Genomic DNA, 26,120 nt, shown 5'->3' with positions numbered 1-26,120 from the left:
TCTCTGGGATCACTGCGATAACGTTTCCGCAGGTCCACGAGTTAGGTGAGGCTTCTATAACAACTTAAGCGAAGCCGGTGGCGTAGCACACAGGAGTGATGCGGATAACCTGTTCGGGTGGTCGAGCCCACCCGGTCAGGGGACGTAGCCGAGCGCCCTCGGCAGCGCCCCTCGTCCACCACGCTCGCGCTGGTTCTGGCTGTGATCGCGATCGGACTCATCCTGCTGCTGACCATCGGGATCACCAAGCCCGAGCAGGACACCGCCGCAACTCCCGCGCCGGCCACCACCGCCGCGGCGCCTCCGGTCGAGGCCGTCGCGCCGAGCCCGGCCGTCGCCGCGCCCGAGGATCGGGTTCGCGTCTCGGACCTGGCCGCGCTCGACGCGTGGGCGCGGGAACTGGCGGTCGCGACCAAGCTGCCGGCCACGGTGCTGGCCGCGTACGGGCGGGCGGAGATGTGGTTGCGCGGCGAGTCCGCGGCCTGCCACCTGTCGTGGGCGACGCTCGCCGGGATCGGCCAGTTCGAGGCGGCCGGGTCGGGGCCGCTGCCCGTGCCGCCGGGGATCTGGGACCGCTGGGCCGCCCGCGCCACCCACGACGGCAAGGCGCCCGACAACCGCAACACCGACGACGCGGCCTACACGGTCGGCCGCTACCTGTGCTCGAGCGGCGCCGACCTGTCCACCGGCCGGGGCTGGTGGGAGGCGGTGCTGAGCTACACCCGCTCCACGGCCGACGCCCAGGACATCCTCAACGCGACGAACACCATCGCCGCCTCCTCACGCGCCCGCTAGCTCTCCTGAAGCCTGACCCTGGCGTTGACCTCGGACAACGCGTCCTGGTACTCGGGCACCGGGTTCATCGCCCATGCCATGCGCAACTGGCCCAGCGCCTCGACGAGCCGCCCGAGACGTTGCAGGGTGCGGCCGAGCACGAACCGCGCATAGTGATCGGCCGGGTCCAGCTCCAGCACCCTGGTGAAGGCGCGCTCGGCCCGTTTGAGCTGCGCGGAATGGAAGTAGGCGCGGCCGGCCAGCAACTGCACACTCGGTTTGTCCGGTTCGGCCTCGAGAACCGGTTCGAGCGCACGCAGCGCGTCGAGTGGGCGGCGGCGTTGCACCAGCGCCTCGGCCTGACGGAATGCTTCGAACCGATGCTCGCCCGTATGGTCCCGGGCCAGGTCCTCGTCATCCATAGTCAGTTCGACGTTACCTGGGAAACCGCGCTTTCGGCAGGGGTGCGATCACGGTCGGAACGGCGGGCATGATGCACTAACCCGCTATGAGCGACGAACCCCGCTATCTCGGTCTCTCGCCCTACCTGTACTACACCGACGCCACCGAGGCGCTGGAGTGGCTGCTTCGCGTGTTCGGCTTCACCGAGCGCGTGCGCTACGTCGACGCGTCGGGTGTGGTCTTCCAGGCGACCGTCGCGGCGGGCGATGCGGAGATCGTGCTTGCCGGCGTCGGCGCGGACTACTGGGAGTCCAAAGGCGTCGACCGGCCGGTGGGACAGCTGAACGTGGTCTTCGTCGACGACGTCGACGCCCAGTACGAGCGGGTCTGCGCCGCACTCGGGGAGGGCACCGACGTCTCCCCGCCGCAGGACCAGCCCTACGGCGCGCGCGTGTTCACGGTGCTCGACCTCGGCGGCAACAGCTGGTCGTTCTGGCAGCGCATCTCCGACACGGCCGATCTGCCCTCGGGCTGGCAGGAAATCCGCGGCGGCGAGGAAGAGTGAGCCGTGCCTCCGCCGGGTGAGGCGGCGTTCCCGTTAGGCTGGGGCCGTCGTCGCCCGGAGACAACATGAGGAGCGAAGAGTGGCGGTCATCGAGCAGGTAGGCGCGCGCGAGATCCTTGATTCGCGTGGCAACCCGACCGTGGAGGTCGAGGTCGCTCTGGACGACGGCACCCTGGCGCGGGCCGCGGTTCCCTCCGGCGCGTCCACCGGTGAGCACGAGGCCGTCGAACTGCGTGACGGTGACACCAAGCGCTACAACGGCAAGGGCGTCGAGCGCGCCGTCGCCGCGGTGCTGGACGAGATCGGCCCGGAGCTGACCGGCGTCGAGGCGGTCGAGCAGCGCGTCGTGGACCAGAAGCTCGTCGACCTCGACGGCACCCCGGACAAGTCCCGGCTCGGCGCCAACGCCCTGCTCGGCGTGTCGCTCGCGGTCGCGAAGGCCGCCGCCGAGTCCGCCGAACTGGAGCTGTTCCGCTACCTGGGCGGGCCGAACGCGCACGTGCTGCCGGTGCCCATGCTCAACATCCTCAACGGTGGCGCGCACGCCGACACCGACGTGGACATCCAGGAGTTCATGATCGCCCCGATCGGCGCCGACTCGTTCCGCGAGGCGCTGCGCTGGGGCGCGGAGGTCTACCACTCGCTGAAGTCGGTGCTCAAGGGCCGCGGGCTGTCCACCGGCCTCGGCGACGAAGGCGGGTTCGCGCCGAGCCTGTCCAGCAACCGCGAGGCCCTCGACCTGATCACCACCGCGATCGAGAAGGCGGGCTACGCGCCGGGCCGCGACGTCGCGCTGGCGCTGGACGTGGCCGCCACCGAGTTCTTCGCCGACGGTGCCTACACCTTCGAGGGCAGCAAGAAGACCGCCGAGCAGCTGGGCGCCTACTACGGCGAACTGCTCGACGCCTACCCGCTGGTGTCCATCGAGGACCCGCTGTCCGAGGACGACTGGGACGGCTGGGTCGCGCTGACCGAGCGGATCGGCGACCGCGTGCAGCTCGTCGGCGACGACCTGTTCGTCACCAACCCGGACCGGCTGGAGACGGGCATCGAGCGTGGTGCCGCGAACGCGCTGCTGGTCAAGGTCAACCAGATCGGCACCCTGTCGGAGACGCTGGACGCCATCACGCTCGCGACGTCGTACGGGTACAAGAGCATGATGAGCCACCGCTCCGGCGAGACCGAGGACACCACGATCGCGGACCTCGCCGTCGCCACCGGCGTCGGCCAGATCAAGACCGGTGCCCCGGCCCGCAGCGAGCGCGTGGCCAAGTACAACCAGCTGCTGCGCATCGAGGAGACCCTCGGCGACGCGGCGCGCTACGCCGGCGACCTGGCCTTCCCGCGGTTCACGCCGGAGAGCTGATGGTTCGCAGATGACCCAGCGCGGCAGGGAACGGACTCGACGCGGCCGCCGGGGAGACCCGGTCGCCCGGCGGCGTGGCGGTGACGTTCCCGCGCGCCGGCCGAGACAGGTCCGCCGGGAACCGGGCAAGCCCCGGCTGCGCCTCGGCATCGCGACGAAACAGGGTGCGGGCGCGGCCAGGGTGCTCGGCATGTCGACCACCCGGCGTGCGGCCATGATCGCCATCGTGGTGTGCGCGCTGGCGTTCACGCTGGCCGTGCCGCTGCGCACGTACCTGTCGCAGCGATCGGAGATCGCGCAGCAGGAGCAGAAGCAGGCCGAACTGCGCACCGAGGTGGCGCAGCTGCGGGCCAGGCAGGCGGCGCTGAACGACCCGGCGCAGGTCGAGGCCGAGGCCCGGCGGCGGCTGCGGTACGTCATGCCCGGCGAGACCCCGTACCTCGTGCAGCTTCCCGAGGACAGCCCGCAGGCCCAGCAACAGCAGGCGCAGAACCGGCCAGCCTCCGGTGCCGTCTGGTACCAGCAGCTCTGGTCCACCGTCGGTGGTTGACATCACGATGCGACAATGAACCGGTGAACAAGACCTTCGAGCCGGTGACCGATGCGGATCGGGAGATCATCGCCGAGCAGCTCGGCCGCCCGCCGCGTGCGCTGCGCGCCGTCGCGGCGCGCTGCCCCAGTGGCCACCCCGCAGTGGTTCAGACCAGTCCGCGGCTCGAGAACGGCACCCCGTTCCCCACGCTCTACTACCTGACCTGCCCGCGCCTGGCGTCCCTCGTCGGGCGGCTGGAGGCCAGCGGCCTCATGCGGGAGATGACCGAACGACTCGCCGTCGACGAGGAACTGGCCGCCGCGTACCAGCGTGCCCATGAGTCCTACCTCGCCGAACGCGACGCGATCGAACCGCTCGGGCACGAGGTCACCGCCGGCGGTATGCCGGGCCGCGTCAAGTGCCTGCACGTCCATCTCGCGCACACGCTTGCCTGCGGTCCCGGCGTGAACCCGTTCGGCGACGAAACCCTGGAGCTACTCAAGCCGGACTGGCCTTCCGGCGAGTGCGCGCGGTAACGCTTCACCCGGTTACCGCAATCTCCTCAGGAGTAACGAGGGCTTAACACGGACGCGAGAAGGATCGTGTCCGGCGGCCTTCGCTACGGGGAAGGGGTTTGGGGGTGCGGTTCAAGCGCGCGCGAGTGGCCCGGCGCAAGGTTCGAAGACTTGGCTTGCGCCACAAGACTTTCGTCGGCGTGCTCGGCGGATTGCTCGCGATCGTGCCCGCGGGCGCGATGAGCAGTGGCGCAGGAGAATGGGCAGGCGCGAAACCCACCGGCCACTCCCGTGACACCCCGCTGGTGGAAGGCCTCGACCCGAAACTGGTGCAGGTCAACGTCGACGGCTCGATCCCGCGGCCCGTGGCGCTCCGGGAACCGCTTCCCGCGTACGAACTTCCCGCTGGCCCGCTCGGCATTCCCGGCACGGCGTTACGCGCCTACCAGAACGCGGCCGGCATCATGGCCCGCGAGATGCCGGGCTGCCGCATCGACTGGGCGCTCATCGCGAGCATCGGCCGCATCGAGTCCAACCACGCCCGCGGCGGCTACGTCGATCAGCACGGCAACACACTCGAGCCCATCCTCGGCCCGGAACTCGACGGCATCGGCGCGGTGGCCGCGATCCCGGACACCGACCACGGCCGCTGGGATCACGACACCGTGTGGGACCGCGCCGTGGGACCGACCCAGTTCATCCCGTCCACGTGGAACTTCTACGGCGCCGACGCCAACGGCGACGGGATCGCCGATCCGAGCAACATCTACGACGCCACCCTCGCCACCGGCCGGTACCTGTGCTCCGGCGGCCTCGACCTGACCAACCAGGACCAGCTGCGCGCCGCGATCTACCGCTACAACAACTCCGACGCCTACGTCCAGACCGTGATCCTGTGGGCCGACGCCTACCGCAAGGGCGTCTCGCCGCTACCGGACAGCAAGGTGCCGATCGGCGCGCCCTCGCCACCCGTCGTCACCGTGGCCCCGCCGGCCGCGACGCTCGCGCCGCCGCCCACCACCACCACGCCCGCGCCGCAGGCCGCCACCACCACGCCGACGACCAAGCCCAGTACCCCGGGCGTGACCACCACACCGACGACCACCACCACCCCGCCGGTGACCACGACCACGCCACCGACGACGACGCCGACCACCCCGACGTGCCCGACACCCCCGACCTCGACGACGACCTCGACGACCACCAGCACCACACCACCGGCGAGCCCGGACCCGTGCGCCCCGGCCACCACGACGACCACGAGCACGGGGGTCAAACCCACCTCGTAGGGGCCACCGCCACCCCCAAAAGAGGTGCTCCGCGGCCCAGTACCCTCCACGTATGCCTCGTGTTGCCGCGATCGACTGTGGGACCAACTCCATCCGCCTGCTCGTCGCCGAGCTGACGCACCGCCATGACGGCACCGTCGACCTGCGCGACCTGCATCGGGAGATGCGGGTGGTGCGGCTCGGCCAGGGCGTGGACGCCACCGGGCGGCTCGCGCCCGAAGCGCTGGAGCGCACCCGCGCGGCGCTCGCGGACTACACGATCGCGGCGCGGCGCAAGGGGGCCGAGAAGGTCCGCATGGTCGCCACGTCGGCCACTCGCGACGCGAGCAACCGCGACGAGTTCTTCGCGATGACGCGCGAGGTCCTCGGTGTCGAGGCCGAGGTGATCACCGGCGACGAGGAGGCGCGGCTGTCGTTCACCGGCGCCGTCGGCGAGCAGGACCCCGACGACGGGCCGTTCCTGGTGGTCGACGTCGGCGGTGGCTCCACCGAGCTGGTGCTGGGTGAATGGGACGGGCAGCGGGCGTCGGTCACCGCGGCGAAATCCGTCGACATCGGCTGCGTGCGGATCACCGAGCGGGCGCTGAAGTCCGATCCGCCCACCGCCGAGGAGATCGCCGCGGCGCGCCGCTTCGCGACCGAGGTGCTGAACGAGGCGTTCGAGGCCGTGGACGTGTCGAAGGCCAAGACCTGGATCGGTGTCGCGGGCACGGTCACCACGCTGTCGGCCGTGTCCCAGGAACTGCCCGAGTACGACTCGACGGCCACGCACCTGTCGCGGCTGTCGTTCGAGTCGCTGGCGAAGCTGTCGGACGACCTGCTCGCGGCCGACCACGCGACCCGCGCCGCGAACCCGGTGATCCACCCCGGCCGGGTCGACGTCATCGGCGGCGGCGCGCTGATCGTGCGGGTGCTGTCCGAGCAGCTCGCGGAGCGCGGCGGCCCGTCGGCGCTGGTGGTCAGCGAGCACGACATCCTCGACGGGATCGCGCTGTCGCTGGCATGACCGAAATGTGACCACTGACTTTCGTAGGGTTTTCGCCGCTGAATAGCCGAATGTCCGGGTAGGTTCCTCTCACCCTTTTCTCCGAGGAGGATTTTGGTGAGAAGAACCAGACTGCTCGTCGCCGCGCTCGCGGTGCCGCTGATCGGCGGGATCGTGAGCGCACCCGTCGCTGCGGCCTCGCCGCGGCAGCTTTCCGGCCCCGCCACGGAGTTCACCGTGCTCACCGCGGCGGGTCAGAGTGTCGGCGCCGCCGTACAGGCGGTCCGGGACGCGGGTGGCACCGTGCTCAAGACCAACACCGCGGTCGGCCTGATCACGGCGACCGCGCCCGCCAACGGGTTCGTGGAGCGCGTCTCGGCCGACCGGTCGGTGTACGGCGCGGCGAAGGCGACCTCGATCGGTCAGTCGCCCAAGGACAGGTCCACCGCGAAACCGGACGCCGTCGAGAAGGAACGCGGTTCGGCGAAGCAACGCCCGGACAAGCCCGCGCCCGCGGGCATGGACCCGCTCGACGACAAGCTGTGGGGCCTGGCCTCGGTCCGCTCGGATCTCGCCCGCACCGTGCAGCCGGGCGACAAGCGCGTCAAGGTCGGCGTGATCGACACCGGTGTCGACGGTTCGCATCCCGACATCGCGCCGAACTTCGACGCCGCGGACTCCCGCAACTTCACCCGCGACATCCCCACCGACGAGACCGGTGCGGTCGTCGACGGCCCGTGCGAGTACCGCGGTTGCGTGGACCCCGCCGACCACGACGACAACGGCCACGGCACGCACGTCGCGGGCACGATCGCCGCCGCCGCCAACGGTTTCGGCGTTTCCGGTGTCGCACCGGACGTCACGCTCGTCAATATCCGTGCCGGCCAGGACTCGGGGTACTTCTTCCTGCAGCCGACCGTGGATGCGCTGACCTACGCCGGCGATGCGGGCATCGACGTGGTGAACATGAGCTTCTACGTGGACCCGTGGCTGTACAACTGCGCCGCCAACGCGGCCGACTCGGCCGAGCAGCGACTGGAGCAGCGCACCATCGTCGAGGCCGTCACGCGCGCGCTGAACTACGCCTACGGCAAGGGAGTCTCGTCCGTGGTCGCGCTCGGCAACGAGCACAGCGACCTCGGCCTGCCGCAGCCCGACGCGACCAGCCCGGACTATCCGGCCGAGGCGGCGCACGACCGCGTGATCGACAACGCGACCTGCCTGTCGATGCCGACCGAAGGCCCGCACACCATCGGGGTCGCCGCGTTCGGACCGTCGGGTGCGAAGGCCGACTACTCCAACTACGGCACCGAGCAGATCTCGGTCGCCGCGCCCGGCGGGTACTACCGCGACTACTTCGGCACCGATCTGTACCGCACCAACGAGAACATGATCCTGTCGGCCTACCCCGAGAACGTGGGCATCGCCGAGGGAAACATCGACGAGGCGGGCAACGTCACGCCGGACGGTGAGGCGCTCGGCGTGCAGAAGGCGGTCGCGCCGGACGGCCGGGTCGGCTACTACCAGTACCTGCAGGGCACGTCGATGGCCACGCCACACGCGACCGGCGTCGCCGCGCTGATCGTGTCCCAGTACGGCAAGGCGAGCCGGGGCGGTTTCGGGCTGAGCCCCGACGCCGTGCAGCGGGTCATCGAGGGCACGGCGGCCCAGACCCCGTGCCCGACGCCGCGCACCGTGGACTACCTCGACGAGGGCCGGGACGCGAGCTTCACCGCGACCTGTGCCGGCCCGACGTCGTTCAACGGCTTCTACGGGCACGGCCTGGTGGACGCCTACTCGGCGGTCACGCACGGCTCCGGCTACGTGCGGGGCTGACGCAACCCAGCGAATGCGAGCACCGTCGGTATGGCCTGAGACCGGCCGTACCGACGGTGCTCGCGTTCGTGGCGGGTTGCGGTGCGCAGGCGGGCTGGAAGCGAGCGTGCCGCATTTGCCCGGGCTTCCGGTCGGGATCGCCGTCGCCGGGCACACCGTCCGCGCTAGCGGTTCGAGCTGTCCGCGATGAACTTGCCGAGGTCCTTGCCCTGCTGCACCCGCGACGGCTCATGGACGTACATCATGTGCCCCGCCGGGTAGTACGCCGTCTCGACGTTCTCCCGCAGCTCGTCGGGAATCGTCAGGTGCGCGAGGACGTACTCGGCCGCGAAGTACGGCGTCGCGCCGTCGTAGTAGCCAAGCGCCACATGGACTTTCAGGTGCGGGTTGGCGCGCATCGCCGAGGACAGTGCCTCCACCGCCGACACCGCACGGCCCTCGAAGTCCGAATAGGACCAGGCGCGGTTGACCTCCAGCGACAGGATCTCGTACGGCAGATCGTTGGCGTACCCCAGTTCCGCGCGAACATAGTGGTTGAAGCCCGCCGAGTACGCGCCGATGATCCGCGACACCGAGGCGTCGTCGCTCATGTGCTCGCGGCCGCCGTCCGGCTCCCACGTGGTGAACCGGCCGTCCATCCGTCCTGTGGTCAATCCCTTGTCCCGCAACAATTCCGTGAAGAACCGGACATGCTCGATGCGCAGGTTCACGCGGTCCACATAGGACTCCTCGAGCCCGGTGAGCGAGGCCAGCGTGCGCACCGCCTCCGTGCGTTCCTCCGCGCTGAGCCGGGAACCGCGCTCCAGCGCCCACGGCAGATCCCGGGACGCGAAGTCCTCGGCGTCGGCGAGCACGTCGTCCAGCGGCCGGTCAGCGTGCCTGCCGTGGTAGTGCGCGATCGCCGCGTAGGTGGGCACGAACAGCGGGAACGGCTTGTCGTTGCCCTCGGTGAACCGGATGGAGCCCATGTCCAGCACCGAGGAGATGAGCATCACGCCGTTGAGGTACATGCCGTGCCGCTCCTGCAGGTGCGCGGCCAGCGCCGCCGCGCGCAGGGTGCCGTAGGACTCGCCCGCCAGGTACTTCGGCGACAGCCAGCGGCCGTTGCGCGAGGTCCACAGCCGGATGATCTCGCCGACGGACTCCAGGTCCGGCTGGAACCCGTGATAGTCGCCCGGCTTCTCGCCGGTCGCGGCACGCGAGAACCCGGTGGCCACCGGGTCGATGAAGACGAGATCGCTGTGTGCGAGCAGGCTGTCCGGGTTGTCGACCAGCCGGTACGGCGGCGGCTCCGGCGCGTCGACGTCGCCCGAGACCACGCGGCGCGGCCCGAGCAGGCCCATGTGCAGCCACACGCTCGCGGCGCCGGGACCGCCGTTGAACGCGAACGTGACCGGGCGCTGGCCGGGGTCGGCGTCGTCGAGGGTGTAGGAGGTCAAGAACACCTCGGCCTTGGGCTGGTAGCCGTCGAACTTGCCGTCGGTGAGGACTTCCTTGCGCAGCACGATGCGGCCGGTCTGCGCCGTGTAGGCGAGCTTGCGGCGCTTGATCGTGAGCGTGTGCTGTGTGGTGACCAGATCGTCCGCCGGGGCCGCGGGCTTTTCCTTGGTCTCATCCTCGGTGGTGTCTGCCATACCAGGAATCTAGCTGTCGCGGGCAGCGCGTCCGTTGAGGGCGGTGGTGGGCGAGGGGCCGGCCTTAGCCTGGGTACGTGAAGTGCGGGTCTCTGGATGAGCTGGACGCGGCGGTCGCCGAATGTCGCCGGTGTCCCCGGCTGGTGGAATGGCGTGAGCAGGTCGCGGTCACCAAGCGTGCCGCGTATGCCGGGGAGACCTACTGGGGGCGGCCCGTGCCGGGTTTCGGCCCGGACGACGCGTCACTGGCGATCGTCGGTCTCGCACCGGCCGCGCACGGCGGGAACCGGACCGGCCGGATGTTCACCGGCGACCGCGCCGGCGACGTGTTGTTCCAGGCGCTCTACGACGTGGGACTGGCGTCCCAACCGGACTCGACACGCCGCGACGACGGCCTGGAACTGCGCGGCACCCGGATCACGGCGCCGGTGCACTGCGCGCCGCCCGCCAACAAGCCGACGCCCGCCGAACGGGACGCCTGCCGCCCGTGGCTGGCCCGCGAGCTGGAACTGCTCCGGCCGACCCTGCGCGCCATCGTGGTGCTCGGCGGGTTCGGCTGGCAGGCGCTGATGCCGGTTCTCGGCGACGTGCGGCCGCTGCCCCGCCCGCTGCCGAAGTTCGGGCACGGAGTAGAAGTGACTCTGGAGGGAGTCCCCGAACTTCACCTGTTCGGGTGTTATCACGTGTCACAGCAGAACACGTTCACGGGCCGGCTGACCCCCGCGATGGTGCGTGAGGTTTTAGCCAGGGCGGGCGCCCGCGCGGGGTTGATCTGAATCGTTTTGCCCTGCTATGGCGACCCCGGTCACAACTGACTGGGGTACACGAGCGACAGGGGTGGAAGAGTGGGAAGATACAAGCATGGCCGCAGCTAAGTCGGAACCGACCCGGATCCTGATCCTGGGCGGTGGGTACGTCGGGCTCTACACCGCGTTGGGACTGCAGAAGAAGCTTCGCGCCAACGAAGCGTCCGTCACGATCGTGGACCCTCAGCCGCACATGACGTACCAGCCGTTCCTTCCGGAGGCGGCGGCCGGCGCCATCGAACCGCGGCACGTGGTCGTGCCGCTGCGGCGCGTGCTGAAGCGTTGCCACGTGCTGACCGCGCGCGTGAACAAGATCGAGCACGCGCGTAAGTCCGTCACCGTCGAAGCCGCGGACGGGCACATCGAACAGCTCAACTACGACGTGCTCGTGGTCGCGCTCGGTGCCGTGTCGCGGCTGCTGCCCATTCCCGGTCTGGCCGAAGAGGGCATCGGCATCAAGACCATCGGTGAGGCCATCTACCTGCGCAACCACGTGCTGACCAAGCTCGACCAGGCGTCCAGCACGCTGGACCCGGAGCTGAGGAAGCGCTTGCTGACGTTCACCGTCGTGGGCGGTGGGTTCGCCGGTATCGAGGCGCTGGCCGAGCTCGAGGATATGACGCGCTTCGCGACCGAGTACTACGAGAACATCTCGCCGGAGGACATCCGGTGGGTGCTGGTGGAGGCGGCGGGCCGGATCCTGCCCGAGGTGCGCGAGACGCTGGGCGTGTGGACCGTCGAGCAGCTGGAGCGGCGCGGCATTGAGGTTTTCCTGTCGACCGCGGCGAAATCGTTCGAGAACGGCCATGTGGTGCTTTCCGACGGCACCGAGTTCGACAGCGACACGATCATCTGGACCGCCGGCGTGAAGGCGAACCCGGTGCTGGCGCAGTCGGATCTGCCGGTCGACAAGCGCGGGCGTGTCGAGGCCACGGCCGGGCTGCAGGTCGTGGGACACCCGGAGGTGTGGACCGCGGGCGACAACGCCGCGGTGCCGGACCTTTCGCGCACCGAGCAGGACCCGACGGCCACGTGCCCGCCGAACGCCCAGCACGCGGTGCGGCAGGCGCGGCACCTGGCGGGCAACATCATCCGCGTGCTGCGCGGCGGGCAGCCGAAGGACTACTTCCACAAGAACCTCGGTGCGGTTGCGGGGCTGGGCCTGCACAAGGGTGTGGCCGACGCGCTGAACATCAAGATCAAGGGCTTCCCGGCGTGGGTGTTCCACCGTGCCTACCACCTCAAGGCGATGCCGACCTTCAACCGCAAGACGCGCATCCTGCTGGACTGGATGCTGGGCGGCCTGTTCCGGCGCGAGATCGTGGCGCTGGGGCAGATCAACAACCCGAAGGAAGAGTTCACCAGGGCTTCCAGGTCCTGATCCCGGCGCGGTTTCGTCCCGGTCGGTCCGGGGTCACGCGGGGCACGCAGTAGTCTGTGCGTGCCCCGGTAGCCCAATCGGCAGAGGCAGTCGACTTAAAATCGATTCAGTGCGGGTTCGAGTCCCGTTCGGGGCACTTTCGCTGGTCAGGCGCCGGGCTGACGGCCAGCCAAGATCATCGGCCTCGTTGACGCCCCACCTTCGTCGTCCCGATTGCGACTCTGGCGGGGATCGCCCCGACTATCGTTCGTTGCCGAGAAGGACGTCGTAAACCTGCGGTGCGTAGAACCTGCGTGCACTGCCAGATGTGGTACGCATTGGGGCGATTACTCCCAATTGTACGAGTTGACTCACCAAGGTATTGGCGCGGCCGTAAGATATCTTTAGCTCTTTCTCGACCGCTCTGACGGTAAACGATATATTCGAAACCGCGAAGTCGACAAGGGTGTGTGCGGTATCCGCCCGAAGTTTTGATTCGCGAACGCGTTCCTTCATTTCTGCCTGTACCTTGACAAGATTAATCATGCGGTCGTGTGTTCGTTGCGCCGAAGCCTCCAAGCCCGCCGCACGATCAACATGCGACCAATTCTTCCGTTGCCGTCATGGAACGGATGGAGCGTCTCAAATTGGTAGTGAGCGAGTGCTGCAGCGACAACTGGGTCGATCTCTCGCCCCACGTCTTTACTCGCCATCCAAGCGAGGAGATCGCGAAGGTTCGCCTGGAGATCCAGGCCGGGCGGCGGGGGTACGAAACGTGCCGCGTGTACCGGGAGATCGCCGAGTCGGGCTGTCGCGCGCTGCCCTACCACGACTTGGTGATCGCGTATTTTTCCGGACGACTTACCCTCGCCTTTTGTCTGACGGACGAGGATTCGTTGTAGCTCTTCGAGTATATTAACGGTTAAAGGGCGACCTTCCTCAACCCAAGCGAACGCACTTTCGGCCAATGGTGCATGAGTGCCCTCTAATGCCGAAGTGCTTTGCGCCTCAGCTCGCAATGACGGCCTACGAAGGAGGCGGGGATTTCAGCGGGTTGGGCACAAATGCCATATGTGACCACTCGCCACGCCGTGGGTCCGTGCCATGGATTGCGACCAGGCTGCCTGGGGCGTCGGCGGTGAAGGCGTCAAGGTCCACGATGTCAGGCTAGCGCACGATGTCATACAAGTGGCTGTTCACTGACATGCCGTGTCGGAGCATGTCTGTCATGTGCAATGGGAGCGGTCGCCATGTCATACAAGTGGCTGTTCACTGACATGCCGTGTCGGGGCATGTCTGTCATGTGCGATGCGAGCAGTCGCCATCTCATCGAGCGCATCGATGCAGGTGACAGGAGGGATCGACCACCAAGGTTTGGTGTTCGGGGCACTTCCCCTATGAGGGCTTGAGGAACCGCAGATAGAACGCGGCGAACACCAGGACGATGCCGATGTTCACTAGCAGGCGTTCCCAGAAAAGGTTCCTGAAGAACAGGATGTCGACGCCGACGATGACGGCCACCAGCGCGATCACGTAGAGCACGACGGCTGCCTGCCTTCCCATCGTTCCTTTCTACCGCGCGCATCGCCACCGTGCCGCAGACGATGCTCAATCGCAGCTCACGCTTGTCACCGTCGCCGCCGGGGTGACGGTGCGCGGCGAGAACAGTGCCCGTGACGGAAGCCCCCGCTATCCCTTCGTGCTCGGGCGCATCCCGATCACCACCGTCGCCTCTTCCGAGGTTGTCGTTCGGGCCTGCAGGCCTGCTCGCACCAGTGCCGCTACCGCCGCGGGGGCCTGCTCCTCGCTGGTCTCGCTCAGGACGTGGCCGCCGGGGGAGAGCCACGCGGTCGCCTCCGCTGCCACGCGCCGTAGGAGGTCCAGGCCGTCCTGCCCGCCGTCCAGAGCCGTCCGTGGTTCGTGTTCGCGGGCTTCCGGGGGTAGGAACGCGACCGCTTCCGTCGGCACGTACGGGACGTTCGCCAGCAGCACGTCGACGCGGCCCCGCAGCGCCGCAGGCAGTGGTTCGAACAGGTCCCCTTGGTACACCCTCGGCACGGTGCGCCGGGCACAGTGCACCGCGGCGGGATCGACGTCGGCCGAGTGCAGTTCCGCGCCGGGAACCGCGGCCAGGAACGCCGCGCCGAGTGCACCCGAGCCGCAGCAGAGGTCGACCACCACCGGGTGCGACGGGGCAAGCTGAACCGCTTGCCGCACAAGGAACTCCGTTCGCCGCCGAGGCACGAATACGCCCGGCTCGACCGCGATACGCAGTCCACAGAACTCGGCCCACCCGAGGACGTGTTCGAGCGGCAGGCCGCCCGCACGGCGCTCCACCAGTTCGGCGAGCCGCTCGGCGGTGTCCGCTTCGGCGATCAGCAGCCGCGCCTCATCCTCGGCGAAGACACAACCGGCGGCGCGAAGTCGTTCGACGATCCACTCTGTCACTGACCGGACAGCCTACCGGCCGCCGTGCCGCCCGCCCCGGTCGTTGCCGCCGTGGCCCCCCTTGTTGTACTGCGCGGCCTTCTGGAACGCGTCGTAGTAGGCCTGCCAGTTCGGTGCGGCCTGCGTCGTCGGCGCGGGCTTGCTCGCCGCCGGGGCCTTCGACTGCGTCGACGTCGGCAGGGTGCCGCGGAACGAACCCGTGTCCGGCTGTGACGCGGCCGACTGCGTCGACGGGGGCGCCGGGATCTCGGCGGTGGCCGCCGGAACGCCCGCGAGACCCGCGGCCGGCGCGCCGAGCGACTCGACATTCAAACCGGTCGGGGCGACCTGGCTTTCCGGAGCCTTGACCGGCGCGGGATTGGCACCCGACGGCGTGTCGGCGGGCTGTGCCTGCGCGCTGGCAAGCGCCCAGCCGCCCACGAGTACGGCGCCGGCGAAGGCGAACCCGGCGATCTTGCGCCCGGTGTACCGGGAAGTCTGCGCGGGCACGACAGCCGCCGCCACCGGTTCCTCGGGCTGCGCGGCGAGCAGCGCCGTCACGGTGTTCTGGTCGTACCGGTACTGCGCCGGCGTGATGATCTCGGTCGGCTGCTCGACCGGCGGAATGGCCGTGAGAGTGCCGCCGAACTGCCCGGACCCCGCGGGCTCGGCGCTGCGACGGCGGCGCGACGGACCGTCCGAACCCGCGCCGTGGCGTGCCAGCAATTCGGCTACGGTCGTGGACCCTGAAGAGGTATCGAGGCTGTGGGTCGCGGTCGTCACAGAACGTGCCCTTCTTCGTCCTTCTTCCGGAGTACCAGATTAACCTTTCGGGTTTCTAGTCCTCCCCCGGGCTTGATCGCAACCCCAGTGGTCTACGTCACGGCCGCGCCCGATTTTTCGCCATACTGATCAGGTGCCCACGGACTGGATCCTGCACGTCGATCTCGATCAGTTCATCGCCGCGGTGGAAGTCGCGCGGCACCCTGAACTGCGCGGACGCCCGGTGATCGTCGGCGGCACCGGGGATCCGACGCAGCGTGCCGTCGTCGCCACCGCCTCCTACGAGGCGCGCGAGTACGGGGTCCAGTCCGGCATGCCGCTGCGAACCGCGGCCAAACGCTGTCCGGAGGCGGTCTTCCTGCCGACCGACGCCCCCGCCTACGAAGAGGTGTCCGCGCGGGTCATGGCGACCTTGCGCGAGTTCCCGGTCGTGGTCGAGGTGATCGGCTGGGACGAGGCGTTCCTCGGCGTCGCGACCGACGAGCCCGAGGCGCTGGCGGCCGACGTCCGGCGTGCGGTCCTGGACGAGACCGGCCTGCACTGCTCGGTCGGGATCGGCGACAACAAGCTGCGCGCCAAGCTCGCCACCGGGTTCGCCAAACCGGACGGGATCTACCGGCTCACCAAGCTGAACTGGTACGACGTGATGGGCGCGCGACCGACCGACGCGTTGTGGGGCATCGGCCGCAAAACCGCGAAGAAGCTGGCCGAACAGGGCATCGCCACCGTCGAGCAGTTGGCGGCGAGCGATCCGAAGGCGCTGGCCGCGCGGTTCGGGCCGACGATGGGCCCGTGGTACCGCATCCTCGCGCTCGGCGTCGGCGACACCGAGGTCACGGCCACCCCGTACGTGGCGCGCTCGCGCGGCCGCGAGGTCACGTTCCAGCAGAACCTCACCGATCCGGCGGACGTCCGGCGTGAGGTCTCCACGCTCGCCCGGCGGGTGGCCGAGGACGTGGCGGCGGAGGGCAGGCCCGCATCGCGGGTCGGCGTCAAGGTGCGGTTCGCGCCGTTCCTCACGCAGACACGCAGTGTCACACTCGCCGCACCGACGAGTGAGGGCGACGCTATCGAACGAGCGGCGCTGATGGTGCTCGAGCGGTTCGATGACAAACGTCCTATTCGTCTGCTTGGCGTTCGGGCGGAATTCGATGCGCCTTGACCAGTTCGTCCTGAATGTTCGAAACTAATCGGCTGCCCGGCTGGTTCGCCAGGCCTTGGCGAAATAGGGTCGGAGCATGGCAGAGTCGTCGTCAGCGGGCGCCCGCCAGCGCCTCACCCCCGATCAGCGAAACTCGTTCCTGGCCGCGGTGCTCGGCTGGACGATGGACGCGTTCGACTACTTCATCGTCGTGTTCGTCTATGCCGATATCGCCAAGAGTTTCGGCATGCACAAGGCGGACGTCGTCTTCATCACCACCGCCACGCTGCTCATGCGGCCCGTCGGCGCGCTGCTGTTCGGGCTCTGGGCGGACCGGGTCGGCAGGCGGATACCGCTGATGGTCGACGTCGTGTTCTATTCCGTGGTCGGTTTTCTCTGCGCGTTCGCGCCGAACTTCACGGTGCTGCTGATCCTGCGGCTGCTCTACGGCATCGGCATGGGCGGCGAATGGGGGCTCGGCGCCGCCCTGGCGATGGAGAAGATTCCGGTGAAACGGCGCGGTTTCTTCTCCGGAATGCTGCAGGAGGGCTATTCCTTCGGCTACCTGCTCGCCTCGCTGGCCTCGCTCATCGTGCTGGACTGGGCCGGGCTGTCGTGGCGCTGGCTGTTCGCGCTGAGCGTCATTCCCGCGCTGATCAGCCTGATCATCCGGTCGCGGGTCAAGGAGTCCGAGGTCTGGGAGACCGCACGGGAGAAGATGCGCGTCACCCGCACGTCCATGAAGGACATCCTGCTCGACCCGAAGATCATCCGCCGGTTCGTCTACCTGGTGCTGCTGATGACGGCGTTCAACTGGATGAGCCATGGCACCCAGGACGTGTACCCGACGTTCCTGTCCTCGCACACCGAGGGCGGCGCCGGGCTGTCGGCGGCGACGGCGAGCTGGATCGCGGTGATCTACAACGTCGGCGCCATCATCGGTGGGCTGGTCTTCGGCTCGTTGTCCGAACGCTTCGGCCGCCGCTACACGATCGCGTTCTGCGCGGTACTCGGCCTGCCGATCGTGCCGCTGTTCGCGTTCTCGAAGACGGCGGCACTGCTGTGCCTCGGTTCGTTCCTGATGCAGGTCATGGTGCAGGGCGCATGGGGCGTCATCCCGGCGCACCTGACCGAGATGTCGCCCGATGCGATCCGCGGTTTCTACCCCGGCGTGACCTACCAGCTCGGCAACTGCCTCGCGGCGTTCAACCTGCCGATCCAGGAAACGCTGGCGCAGAGCCACGGTTATCCGTTCGCACTCGCCGCGACGATCATCCCGGTGCTGATCGTGGTCGCCACGCTCACGCTCGTCGGCAAGGAAGCCAAGGGCATCAACTTCGGCACCGACCGGACGGTCACCGCGCCCGCCGTGGCCGATGGCTGAGCCTAGAGTTGCCACATGGTGGCGACTGCGAGGGAACTGGCAACGGCGGTACGTGCGGGCGAGCTCGACCCGGTCGCGCTGACCGAACGGACGCTGCACGGCATCGATGCGGCGAACCGGGTGGTGGGCGCGTTCCGGAAGGTACGCGCGGAGGAAGCGCTTTCCGAGGCGCGAGAAGTGGCGAAACGGCCGGATCTGGCGGACCTGCCGCTCGCCGGCGTCCCGGTCGCGGTGAAGGACGTCGCCGAGATCTCCGGGGAGTACGCGGGCTGGGGTTCGTCGGCCATGCCCACCGAAGTGTCCACAACGGACGCCGAGGTGGTGCGGCGGCTGCGCGCCGCGGGTGCGGTGATCGTCGGACTGACGCGGGTGCCGGAGCTGTGCATCTGGCCGATGAGCGACGGTCCCGACGGTATGGCGCGCAACCCGTGGCACCCGGCGCACACGGCGGGCGGCTCGTCCGGTGGCAGCGCCGCCGCGGTGGCGGCGGGCCTCGTGCCGGTCGCCCACGGCACCGACGGCCTCGGCTCGATCCGCCTTCCCGCCGCGATGTGCGGACTGGTCGGCATCAAGCCCGGCGCGGATCTGCTCGCGGAGGGCGGCTGGTACGGGATGTCGGCGCACGGCAGCCTCGCGACCACGGTCACCGACGCGGCGCTGATGTTGTCCGTGCTGGCGGGGAAACCGGAGCTCGCGGAAGTGGGCCAGGAGCGGCCCCTGCGGGTGGCGGTGTCGAGCGACCTGCCGCTGACCCACGCGCCGGTGCCGAAGCCGTTGACGGCGGCGGTGGACCACGTCGCGGACGTGCTCGCGCGGCTCGGGCACCAGGTCGAGCGCGCGACGCCGCAGTACGGCACCGCGGCGACGCTCGGGATCCTCGGCCGCTGGTTCGCCGGGCCCGCCGAGCAGGCCGAAGACCTCGAACGCGCCCGGCTGCAGCGCCGCACCCGGGCACACGTCCGGCTGGGCAAGGCACTGCGAACGGCGCGGCTGATCCGGCCCGGCACGAAAACGCGCTGGCTGGCGCGGGCGGAACGGTTCTTCGGCGAGTACGACGTGCTGCTGACCCCGACGCTCGCCACGCTGCCGCCGAAGGCCGAGCGGTGGCACGACCGGTCCTGGGCCGCGAACGCCATCCCCTCGATCCGGGTCGCGGGGTTCACCGGGCTGTGGAACCTGGCCGGCTACCCGGCGATGTCCGTCCCGGCCGGGCGCCATCCGAGCGGCCTGCCGATCGGGGTACAGCTCGTCGCCGCCCCGGGCGGCGAGTCCCGGCTGCTGCGGCTGGCGGCGCAGTTGGAGCGGGAAAACCCCTGGCCGCGCACGCCCTGAAGCGCTACTGGTTGTTGCCCTTGGCGCCGGCGCGTTCGTAGCTGTCCGGCTTGTCCACCGCGGGCTTGGTGGGCGCGTCCGAGTCCTTCTCGGACGCGCCGGTGGCCGGTTTCGTCGGCGGGTCGACCGTGGCGGCGCGCGACTCGTCGACGACCGACTCCTCGCGCAGCGGCTCCAGCGAGGACTGGCTCTTCGCGAGCACCTCGTGGGCCCGGCGCAGCCGGTCGGAAGCCTGCTGGCTCAACGAGTTCAGGTGCTTGACCTTGCGGTCGGCCTCCTGTTCACGCTGCTCGGCCTTGGCGGTGGCCTCCGCGACCAGCCGCTTCGCCCGCTCGGTGGCCTCGTCGACCAGGCGCTTCGCCTCCGCGGTCGCGTCCGCGATCCGGCGCTCGGCCTGGTTCTTGCTCGCCGTCTGCTGGTCGGCGACCTGCTTTTCCAGTGTGGCCTTCTGCGCCTTCATCGACTGCTCGAACTCGTGCTCGATCGTGCGGCGCTTACGCTCCGCGTCGATGTCCAGCGCGGTGCGGCGCTGCGCGGCCTCGGTGGTGAGCTTCCGGACCTCGCTGCGGGTGGCCTCCAGCGCGTTCGTGTGCTCGCCGAGCAGCGCGTCCGCCTGCGTCTCCAGCGCGTTGATCAGCTTCTGGTACCGCTCACGCAGAGTGCTCGACAGCTCGGTGCTCTTGGCCCAGTGCTCCTCGGCCGCGACCTGCGCCCGCGACACGATCTCCTCGGCACGCGTGTTCGCCAGCTCGGCGGTGCGCTGCATGCGCTCGTCGAGATCCTCCAGCCGCTCCGGCGGGCGCTTGAGCTCCTCCACCCGGTTGCGCAGCCGCACGATCTCCGCGCGCGCGTTCTCCAGCTCGCGGGACAGGCTGCCCGCCTGCGCCCGCGCCGCGTCCCGGTCCGCCATCACCCGTCGCAGGCTGACCTCGACGTGATCCAGATACTGCAGTACCTGGCCACGGTCGAAGCCGTGCCACGCCTGGTTGTACTCGCGCTTCAACGGGAGCAGGGCGTTGTCTCGCTCGGGCACCATAGGGAAGAAGGTACCCGGGTACAGGGTGTTAGTGATGTCAGGTCACAGTGTGTCCGGGCTTTGTGGACTTCACCAATGGAACCCCCGCGTGAGTTTCACCAGCCGGGTGGCCGCCTTGGACAGACGGCGTTCGCCCTTGCCGAGCTTGATCTCGCCGGTGCCGCCCGCGGCCGCCGAGTCGGGGAAGATCCGGTAGCCCTCGTAGGCGACGGCGTCGACCAGGCCCGGCAGGAAGGTGTAGGCCGCCTGGATCAGGTAACCCTCCGGGGTGCCGATGTGCTTCGGCCGTTCCTTCAGTGCGCGCAACACCATCTCGGCGGCCTCGTTCGGCGACTTCGTGGGGAACGCGTCGTAGATCTTGGTCGGCCGGATCATCGGCGTGCGCACCAGCGGCATGTGGATCGTGGTGAAGGTGATCCCGTCCCCGTGCGTCTCGGTGGCCGCGATCTTGCTGAAGTAGTCGAGCGCGGCCTTCGACGCGACGTAGGCCGAGAACCGCGGCGCGATGCCCTGCACCCCGATCGACGACACGTTGACGATGTGCCCGAACTTCCGCTCCGACATGTACGGCAGAACGGCGAGGATCAGCCGCACCGCGCCGAAGTAGTTGATCGCCATGGCGCGTTCGTAGTCGTGGAACCGGTCGTAGGACAGGGAGATCGACCGGCGGATCGAGCGGCCGGCGTTGTTGACCAGCATGTCGATCCGGCCGTGCTCGTCGATGATCTGCTTGACCAGCTTGTTCACCGTCTCGTCGTCGGTCAGGTCGGCCGGGTACACCGACGCCGAACCGCCCGCGGCGACGATCTCGTCGCGCACCTCTTCCAGTTCGTGCCTGCGCCGCGCCACGAGCAGCGGCACCCCGCCCTCGGCGGCGACCTTCAGCGCGGTGGCGCGACCGATGCCGGAGGACGCGCCGGTGATGATCACCCGCCGGCCGTCGAGCTCGCCGCGGCTGCCGTGCTTGCGCGCACGGAACGGGTCGAGGTGCTCGCGCCAGTAGCGCCAGAGCACGGGCGCGTAGTCCTCGATCCTGGGCACGTCGATGCCGGAGGTGGCGAGTTCCTTGCGGGTCGCGGCGGAGGCGAACACCGACGGGAACGACAGCGTTTCCAGCAGCACGGGCGGAATGCCCAGCCGCGCGAGGAAAGCGTCGCGCGCGAGCGACACGCCCGGCACGTTCTCGGAGAGCTTGAGCAGCCGCATGATCCCGCCGGACAACCGCTTGTCCAGCTGCACGTTGATGGTCGGCGCGCCCGCCGCGCGGGCGAAGGCGTTGTACACCGACACCACCGGCTGCGGCTCCGGGCTGACCAGGTGGAACGTGCAGCCGTCCAGATTCGGCTTCGTGGTCAGCTCCAGCAGCGCCTTGGCCACAAAGTCGACCGGCACGATGTTGGTGTCGCCGAGATCGGGCCCGGCCAGCGGCACATTCGGCACCGAGCCCAGCCGGTTGATGGCGGTGAACAGGTAGTAGGGACCGTCCACTTTGTCCATCTCGCCGGTCTCGGAGTGCCCGACCACGACGGCGGGCCGGTACACCCGCCACGGCACGTCGTGCTGCTGGCGCACCAGGCGCTCGGCCTCGAACTTCGTGCGGTGGTACGGCGTGGGCAGCCGCTGCCCGACGTCGAACATGTCCTCGGTGAACACACCCTCGTGATCGCCGGCGACCGCGACCGAGGACACGTGGTGCAGGCAGCCCGCGTGCAGATCCGCCGCGAGCTCGACCACGTTGCGGGTGCCCTCGACGTTGGCGCGGATGCTCTCCTCGTCGGTCGCGGTGAGGTCGTAGAGCGCCGCGAGGTGCACGAGGTGGTCGACCTTACCGCGGAGTTCGTCGCGGACGTCCTCCTCGACGCCGAGGTGCTCCTTGGACAAATCGCCGGTCACGAGCGTGACCCGGCCCGGATCGGGCCAGCCGGCGACGAGCCGGGCGAGCCGGTCCCGCGACGACGCGCGGACCAGCAGATACACCTGGTCGACGTCCTGCCGTTCCAGCAGGAGCCGGGTGAAATGGCGTCCGATCAAACCGGTGGCGCCGGTTACGAGATAGCCGGGCATGGTCCCCACCCTTCGCCGCGTGCCGTTGGAACCACTGCGCATTCTGCTGCACCGGAGGCGGTGAGACCACCGTCACCCCTACTCGGCGGTTAGGGTCTTTCCGACGGCGGTGATCGGCACGTCCGCAGAATGGGTAAAGTCGGCTTTACTTGACGGGAACTGGTCGGCGGTCCAATCCGTTGACCTGGATGCAGGTGCCAGTAGATCCAGGAGGATCAGGTGCGTTCCACTAGCAACCCCGCGTTCCGCAATCTGCCACGGGCGGGTGCGGGCTACGGCCAGTACGGGCCGAACGTAGGCTTCAACCAACCACAAGGCGGTGTGCCCGGATACGGCATGCCGCAGGCGCCCGCCGGTGCGGGCGACCGGCCGATGACGGTGGACGACGTCGTCATCAAGACCGGGCTTTGCATCGCGACCGCGCTGGTCACCGGTGTGCTCGCCGCGATATGGGCGCAGAGCCAGGCCGATGCCAGGGCGATGGGCACGATCGTCGGCGTGATGGTCGTGGCCATGCTCGTCGGGCTCGGGCTGTCGCTGGTGATGATCTTCCGGCAGAAGCCCAGCGGTCCGATGACGCTGGTGTACTCGGCTGCCGAAGGTGTCTTCCTCGGCGCGATCACCGGCCTGTTCGAGCTGATCTACCCGGGCATCGCGCTGCAGGCCATCCTCGGCACGGTGGGCGTGTTCGTCGCGATGCTGGTGGTCTACAAGACGGGTGCCGTCAAGGTCACCCCGAAGCTGACCAAGTGGATCATCGGGGCGACCGCGGGCGTGGTCATCCTGATGCTCGCCAACCTCGTGCTCGGCATGTTCGGCGTGAACATGGGCCTGCGGGACGGCAACAGCACGATCGCGATCATCTTCAGCCTCGTGGTGATCGGTATCGCGGCGTTCAACTTCCTGCTCGACTTCGACATGGCCGACCGGATGATCCGCGAGGGCATGCCGTCGAAGTGGGCCTGGTTCGCCGCGTTCGGTCTGATGACCACGCTGGTCTGGCTCTATCTCGAGATCCTGCGCCTGCTGTCCTACCTGCAAAACGATTAGCGGCCAACCCGGAAAACGCAGAGGACGCTCGGAAATCGTCCGAGCGTCCTCTGTCGCTTTCGCCAGGTGATCAGCTCAGCCGCTCGAGCACCATCGCCATGCCCTGGCCGCCGCCGACGCACATCGTCTCCAGGCCCCACTGCTTGTCGTGGTGGCGCAGCGAGTTGATGAGCGTGGAGGTGATGCGGGCACCGGTCATGCCGAACGGGTGGCCGACGGCGATCGCACCGCCGTTGACGTTCAGCTTCTCGATGTCGATGCCGAGGTCCTTGTAGGACGGGATGACCTGCGCGGCGAACGCCTCGTTGATCTCCACCAGGTCGATGTCCCCAATGGACAGACCGGCCTTGGCGAGTGCCTTCTTCGACGCCTCCACCGGGCCGTAGCCCATGATCTCCGGCGACAGGCCGGAAACGCCGGTGGACACCACGCGGGCGAGCGGGGTCAGGCCCAGTTGCTTCGCCTTGGTGTCGGACATGATCACCAGTGCCGCGGCGCCGTCGTTGAGCGGACAGCAGTTGCCCGCGGTGACGCGGCCGTCGGGACGGAACACCGGCTTCAGCCCGGCCACGCCCTCCAGTGTGACGCCGGCGCGCGGGCCGTCGTCCTTCGACACGACGGTGCCGTCGGGCAGCGTGACCGGGGTGATGTCCTTGGCCCAGAACCCGTCGGCGATCGCCTTCTCGGCAAGGTTCTGCGAGCGCACGCCGAACTCGTCCATCTCCTCGCGGGAGACGTTCTTCAGCCGGGCCAGGTTCTCCGCGGTCTGGCCCATCGCGATGTAGACGTCGGGCACCTGGCCGTTCTCACGCGGATCGGTCCAGGTGTCGCCGCCCTCGGCGGCGGTCTTGGCGGTGCGGGCCTCCGCGTCGGCGAACAGCGGGTTGTGCGTGTCGGGCCACGAGTCCGAGCTGCCCTTGGCGAACCGCGAGACGGTCTCGACACCGGCCGAGATGAAAACGTCACCCTCGCCCGCCTTGATCGCGTGCAGCGCCATCCGGGTGGTCTGCAAGCTGGAGGAGCAGTAGCGGGTGATGGTGCAGCCGGGCAGGTGGTCGTAGCCGAGTTCGACGGCGACGGCGCGGCCCATGTTGAACCCGGACTCGCCGCCCGGCAGACCACAGCCCAGCATCAGGTCGTCGATGTCGGCCGGGTCCAGTTGCGGCACCTTGTCCAGCGCGGCCCGCACCATCTGCACGGTGAGGTCGTCCGGGCGCATGGTGGCCAGCGAGCCCTTGTTGGCACGCCCGATCGGCGAGCGCGCCGTTGCGACGATTACGGCTTCCGGCATGGTTGGGACACTCCTTCGGGTCTGACTAAGCGCGTGCTTACCCATATCCTGCCCTGTCACACGGCCCCGGCAAACCGGAACGCGACGGGAACCACCCCGCGCATTCCCCCGGCCGTGCCGGTGCACCGGCCGTTAGTCTGACGGCGTGGAGTATTACGAGCATGTCGTGGACCTCGTGGGCAACACCCCGCTGGTCAAGCTGAACGCCCTCACCCAGGGGCTCGAACCGCTCGTGCTGGCCAAGGTCGAGTACCTCAACCCCGGTGGCAGCGTGAAGGACCGCATCGCGCTGCGGATGGTCGAGGCCGCCGAAGCCTCCGGCAAGCTCGAGCCCGGTGGCACGATCGTCGAGCCGACCTCGGGCAACACCGGCGTCGGCCTGGCCATGGTCGCCCAGCGCAAGGGCTACAAATGCGTGTTCGTCTGCCCGGACAAGGTCAGCGAGGACAAGCGCAACGTGCTCAAGGCCTACGGGGCCCGCGTCGTGGTCTGTCCGACCGCGGTGCCGCCGGAGCACCCCGACTCGTACTACTCCGTCTCCGACCGCCTCGTCGAGGAGATCGAGGGCGCCTGGAAGCCCAACCAGTACGCCAACCCGGAGAACCCGGCGAGCCACTACCACTCGACGGGCCCCGAGATCTGGCAGCAGACCGATGGCCGGATCACGCACTTCGTGGCCGGCGTCGGCACCGGCGGCACCATCACCGGCACCGGGAAGTACCTCAAGGAGGTCTCCGACGGGAAGGTCGCGGTCGTCGGCGCGGATCCGGAGGGCTCGGTCTATTCGGGCGGCACCGGGCGGCCGTACCTGGTCGAGGGCGTCGGCGAGGACTTCTGGCCGGAGACCTACGACCGCGCCGTCGCCGACGAGATCATCGCGGTCTCCGACGCCGAGTCGTTCGACATCACGCGCCGTCTCGCACTGGAGGAGGGGCTGCTGGTCGGCGGCTCGTGCGGGATGGCCGTCGCGGCGGCCCTGCGGCTGGCCAAGCGGCTCGGGCCGGACGACGTGATCGTGGTGCTGCTGCCCGACGGCGGCCGCGGCTACCTGGGCAAGGTGTTCAACGACCAGTGGATGGCCTCGTTCGGGTTCCTCTCGCCGGACCAGTCCGGTGCGACGGTCGGTGACGTGCTTCGGGCCAAGACCGGGGCGCTGCCCGATCTCGTGCACACCCACCCCACCGAGACGGTCGCCGAGGCGGTGGCGATCCTGTCGGAGTTCAACGTCAGCCAGATGCCCGTGGTCAGCGCCGAGCCGCCGGTCATGGCGGCCGAGGTGGTCGGCGCCGTCAACGAGCGTGACCTGCTGGAAGCCCTGTTCACCGGCAAGGCGAACCTCGCCGACCGGCTGGACAAGCACATGTCGCCGCCGCTGCCCACCATCGGCGCGAGCGAACAGGTCGGGGCCGCGATGAAAGCGCTCTCCGGCGCCGACGGGGCGCTCGTCCTGCTCGACGGCAAGCCCGCGGGCGTGGTCACCCGGCACGACTTGCTCGGCTTCCTCGCAGGCAGGCCGAGCTAGGTGACATCGCTCGTTTGGTCTGGGGC

24 protein-coding genes and 1 tRNA gene are annotated in these 26,120 nt (G+C 69.1%); 16 read left to right on the top strand and 9 right to left on the bottom strand.

Going from position 1 to position 26,120, the window contains the following annotated elements; all coding sequences use genetic code 11:
* Positions 1-117: 117 nt before the first annotated feature.
* Complete coding sequence (locus HFP15_RS27685) at positions 118-795, top strand: lysozyme family protein (protein ID WP_312871775.1); 678 nt, start codon at positions 118-120, stop codon at positions 793-795.
* Here HFP15_RS27685 and HFP15_RS27680 read toward each other — a convergent pair.
* Positions 792-1,196, bottom strand: coding sequence for a tetratricopeptide repeat protein (locus HFP15_RS27680; RefSeq protein ID WP_168519686.1), 405 nt, complete (start codon positions 1,194-1,196; stop codon positions 792-794). The two genes, HFP15_RS27685 and HFP15_RS27680, sit on opposite strands and share 4 nt — an antisense overlap.
* A gap of 86 nt (positions 1,197-1,282) precedes the next feature.
* Between HFP15_RS27680 and HFP15_RS27675 the strand changes: the two genes are divergently transcribed.
* The 7 genes from HFP15_RS27675 to HFP15_RS27645 all read left to right on the top strand — a co-directional run bounded on the left by HFP15_RS27675 (position 1,283) and on the right by HFP15_RS27645 (position 8,264).
* Entirely contained in the window at positions 1,283-1,741 is a 459-nt protein-coding gene (locus HFP15_RS27675) for a VOC family protein (protein ID WP_168519685.1), read from the top strand.
* A 79-nt stretch (positions 1,742-1,820) separates the two neighbouring features.
* Positions 1,821-3,107 (top strand): phosphopyruvate hydratase, encoded by a 1,287-nt coding sequence (gene eno / locus HFP15_RS27670; RefSeq protein ID WP_168519684.1) that lies wholly within the window; start codon positions 1,821-1,823, stop codon positions 3,105-3,107.
* A gap of 10 nt (positions 3,108-3,117) precedes the next feature.
* Positions 3,118-3,657 carry an FtsB family cell division protein gene (locus tag HFP15_RS27665; protein WP_168519683.1) on the top strand — a complete coding sequence of 180 codons (540 nt, stop codon included), beginning with the start codon at positions 3,118-3,120 and terminating at the stop codon, positions 3,655-3,657.
* A gap of 23 nt (positions 3,658-3,680) precedes the next feature.
* Positions 3,681-4,175 (top strand): DUF501 domain-containing protein, encoded by a 495-nt coding sequence (locus HFP15_RS27660; protein WP_168519682.1) that lies wholly within the window; start codon positions 3,681-3,683, stop codon positions 4,173-4,175.
* 155 nt (positions 4,176-4,330) lie between these two features.
* Positions 4,331-5,443 (top strand): lytic transglycosylase domain-containing protein, encoded by a 1,113-nt coding sequence (locus HFP15_RS27655; protein ID WP_246272085.1) that lies wholly within the window; start codon positions 4,331-4,333, stop codon positions 5,441-5,443.
* A gap of 52 nt (positions 5,444-5,495) precedes the next feature.
* Entirely contained in the window at positions 5,496-6,449 is a 954-nt protein-coding gene (locus HFP15_RS27650) for a Ppx/GppA phosphatase family protein (RefSeq protein WP_168519681.1), read from the top strand.
* A 96-nt stretch (positions 6,450-6,545) separates the two neighbouring features.
* Positions 6,546-8,264, top strand: coding sequence for a S8 family serine peptidase (locus HFP15_RS27645; RefSeq protein WP_312871774.1), 1,719 nt, complete (start codon positions 6,546-6,548; stop codon positions 8,262-8,264).
* Between the two features lie 164 nt (positions 8,265-8,428).
* Here the strand turns inward: HFP15_RS27645 and HFP15_RS27640 are convergent, their stop codons facing one another.
* Positions 8,429-9,898 carry a S10 family peptidase gene (locus tag HFP15_RS27640; protein WP_168519680.1) on the bottom strand — a complete coding sequence of 490 codons (1,470 nt, stop codon included), beginning with the start codon at positions 9,896-9,898 and terminating at the stop codon, positions 8,429-8,431.
* Positions 9,899-9,975: 77 nt separating this feature from the next.
* On the opposite strand from HFP15_RS27640, the gene HFP15_RS27635 reads away from it, so the two are divergent.
* The 3 genes from HFP15_RS27635 (at position 9,976) to HFP15_RS27625 (ending at position 12,221) form a co-directional block, all read left to right on the top strand.
* The gene (locus tag HFP15_RS27635; protein ID WP_168519679.1) at positions 9,976-10,674 is read left to right on the top strand and encodes a uracil-DNA glycosylase; all 699 of its coding nucleotides are present in this window, start codon (positions 9,976-9,978) and stop codon (positions 10,672-10,674) included.
* Between the two features lie 85 nt (positions 10,675-10,759).
* Entirely contained in the window at positions 10,760-12,085 is a 1,326-nt protein-coding gene (locus HFP15_RS27630) for an NAD(P)/FAD-dependent oxidoreductase (protein ID WP_168519678.1), read from the top strand.
* Positions 12,086-12,147: 62 nt separating this feature from the next.
* Positions 12,148-12,221: transfer RNA gene (locus HFP15_RS27625), tRNA-Leu, on the top strand.
* 385 nt (positions 12,222-12,606) lie between these two features.
* Here the strand turns inward: HFP15_RS27625 and HFP15_RS42270 are convergent.
* The 4 genes from HFP15_RS42270 to HFP15_RS27605 form a co-directional block, all read right to left on the bottom strand.
* Positions 12,607-13,032, bottom strand: coding sequence for a Fic family protein (locus HFP15_RS42270; protein WP_210717947.1), 426 nt, complete (start codon positions 13,030-13,032; stop codon positions 12,607-12,609).
* Between the two features lie 427 nt (positions 13,033-13,459).
* Positions 13,460-13,627: a hypothetical protein gene (locus HFP15_RS27615; RefSeq protein WP_168519677.1), complete on the bottom strand. Its 168-nt coding sequence runs from the start codon at positions 13,625-13,627 to the stop codon at positions 13,460-13,462.
* A gap of 126 nt (positions 13,628-13,753) precedes the next feature.
* Positions 13,754-14,512 (bottom strand): putative protein N(5)-glutamine methyltransferase, encoded by a 759-nt coding sequence (locus HFP15_RS27610; RefSeq protein WP_168519676.1) that lies wholly within the window; start codon positions 14,510-14,512, stop codon positions 13,754-13,756.
* A 12-nt stretch (positions 14,513-14,524) separates the two neighbouring features.
* Positions 14,525-15,217: a superantigen-like protein SSL4 gene (locus HFP15_RS27605; protein ID WP_168519675.1), complete on the bottom strand. Its 693-nt coding sequence runs from the start codon at positions 15,215-15,217 to the stop codon at positions 14,525-14,527.
* Positions 15,218-15,407: 190 nt separating this feature from the next.
* Between HFP15_RS27605 and HFP15_RS27600 the strand changes: the two genes are divergently transcribed.
* The 3 genes from HFP15_RS27600 (at position 15,408) to HFP15_RS27590 (ending at position 19,131) form a co-directional block, all read left to right on the top strand.
* Complete coding sequence (locus HFP15_RS27600) at positions 15,408-16,436, top strand: DNA polymerase IV (RefSeq protein ID WP_168519674.1); 1,029 nt, start codon at positions 15,408-15,410, stop codon at positions 16,434-16,436.
* Positions 16,437-16,512: 76 nt separating this feature from the next.
* Complete coding sequence (locus HFP15_RS27595) at positions 16,513-17,799, top strand: MFS transporter (RefSeq protein ID WP_168519673.1); 1,287 nt, start codon at positions 16,513-16,515, stop codon at positions 17,797-17,799.
* 15 nt (positions 17,800-17,814) lie between these two features.
* On the top strand, positions 17,815-19,131 hold the full coding sequence (locus tag HFP15_RS27590) for an amidase (protein ID WP_168519672.1): 1,317 nt from the start codon (positions 17,815-17,817) through the stop codon (positions 19,129-19,131).
* 4 nt (positions 19,132-19,135) lie between these two features.
* Here the strand turns inward: HFP15_RS27590 and HFP15_RS27585 are convergent, their stop codons facing one another.
* Both HFP15_RS27585 and HFP15_RS27580 read right to left on the bottom strand, forming a co-directional pair.
* Positions 19,136-20,167 carry a coiled-coil domain-containing protein gene (locus tag HFP15_RS27585; protein WP_168519671.1) on the bottom strand — a complete coding sequence of 344 codons (1,032 nt, stop codon included), beginning with the start codon at positions 20,165-20,167 and terminating at the stop codon, positions 19,136-19,138.
* 69 nt (positions 20,168-20,236) lie between these two features.
* The gene (locus tag HFP15_RS27580) at positions 20,237-22,231 is read right to left on the bottom strand and encodes an SDR family oxidoreductase (RefSeq protein ID WP_168519670.1); all 1,995 of its coding nucleotides are present in this window, start codon (positions 22,229-22,231) and stop codon (positions 20,237-20,239) included.
* 219 nt (positions 22,232-22,450) lie between these two features.
* Here HFP15_RS27580 and HFP15_RS27575 point away from each other — a divergent pair, with 219 nt between their 5' ends.
* Entirely contained in the window at positions 22,451-23,281 is an 831-nt protein-coding gene (locus tag HFP15_RS27575; protein ID WP_168519669.1) for a Bax inhibitor-1/YccA family protein, read from the top strand.
* A 70-nt stretch (positions 23,282-23,351) separates the two neighbouring features.
* Here the strand turns inward: HFP15_RS27575 and HFP15_RS27570 are convergent, their stop codons facing one another.
* On the bottom strand, positions 23,352-24,572 hold the full coding sequence (locus HFP15_RS27570; RefSeq protein ID WP_168519668.1) for an acetyl-CoA C-acetyltransferase: 1,221 nt from the start codon (positions 24,570-24,572) through the stop codon (positions 23,352-23,354).
* A gap of 145 nt (positions 24,573-24,717) precedes the next feature.
* On the opposite strand from HFP15_RS27570, the gene HFP15_RS27565 reads away from it, so the two are divergent.
* On the top strand, positions 24,718-26,094 hold the full coding sequence (locus HFP15_RS27565; RefSeq protein WP_168519667.1) for a cystathionine beta-synthase: 1,377 nt from the start codon (positions 24,718-24,720) through the stop codon (positions 26,092-26,094).
* The last annotated feature ends 26 nt before the right edge of the window (positions 26,095-26,120 follow it).

Origin of the sequence: Amycolatopsis acididurans, assembly GCF_012328925.1 — a bacterium.
Lineage (GTDB): Bacteria > Actinomycetota > Actinomycetes > Mycobacteriales > Pseudonocardiaceae > Amycolatopsis_E > Amycolatopsis_E acididurans.
This window is presented reverse-complemented; position numbering and strand designations above follow the sequence as displayed.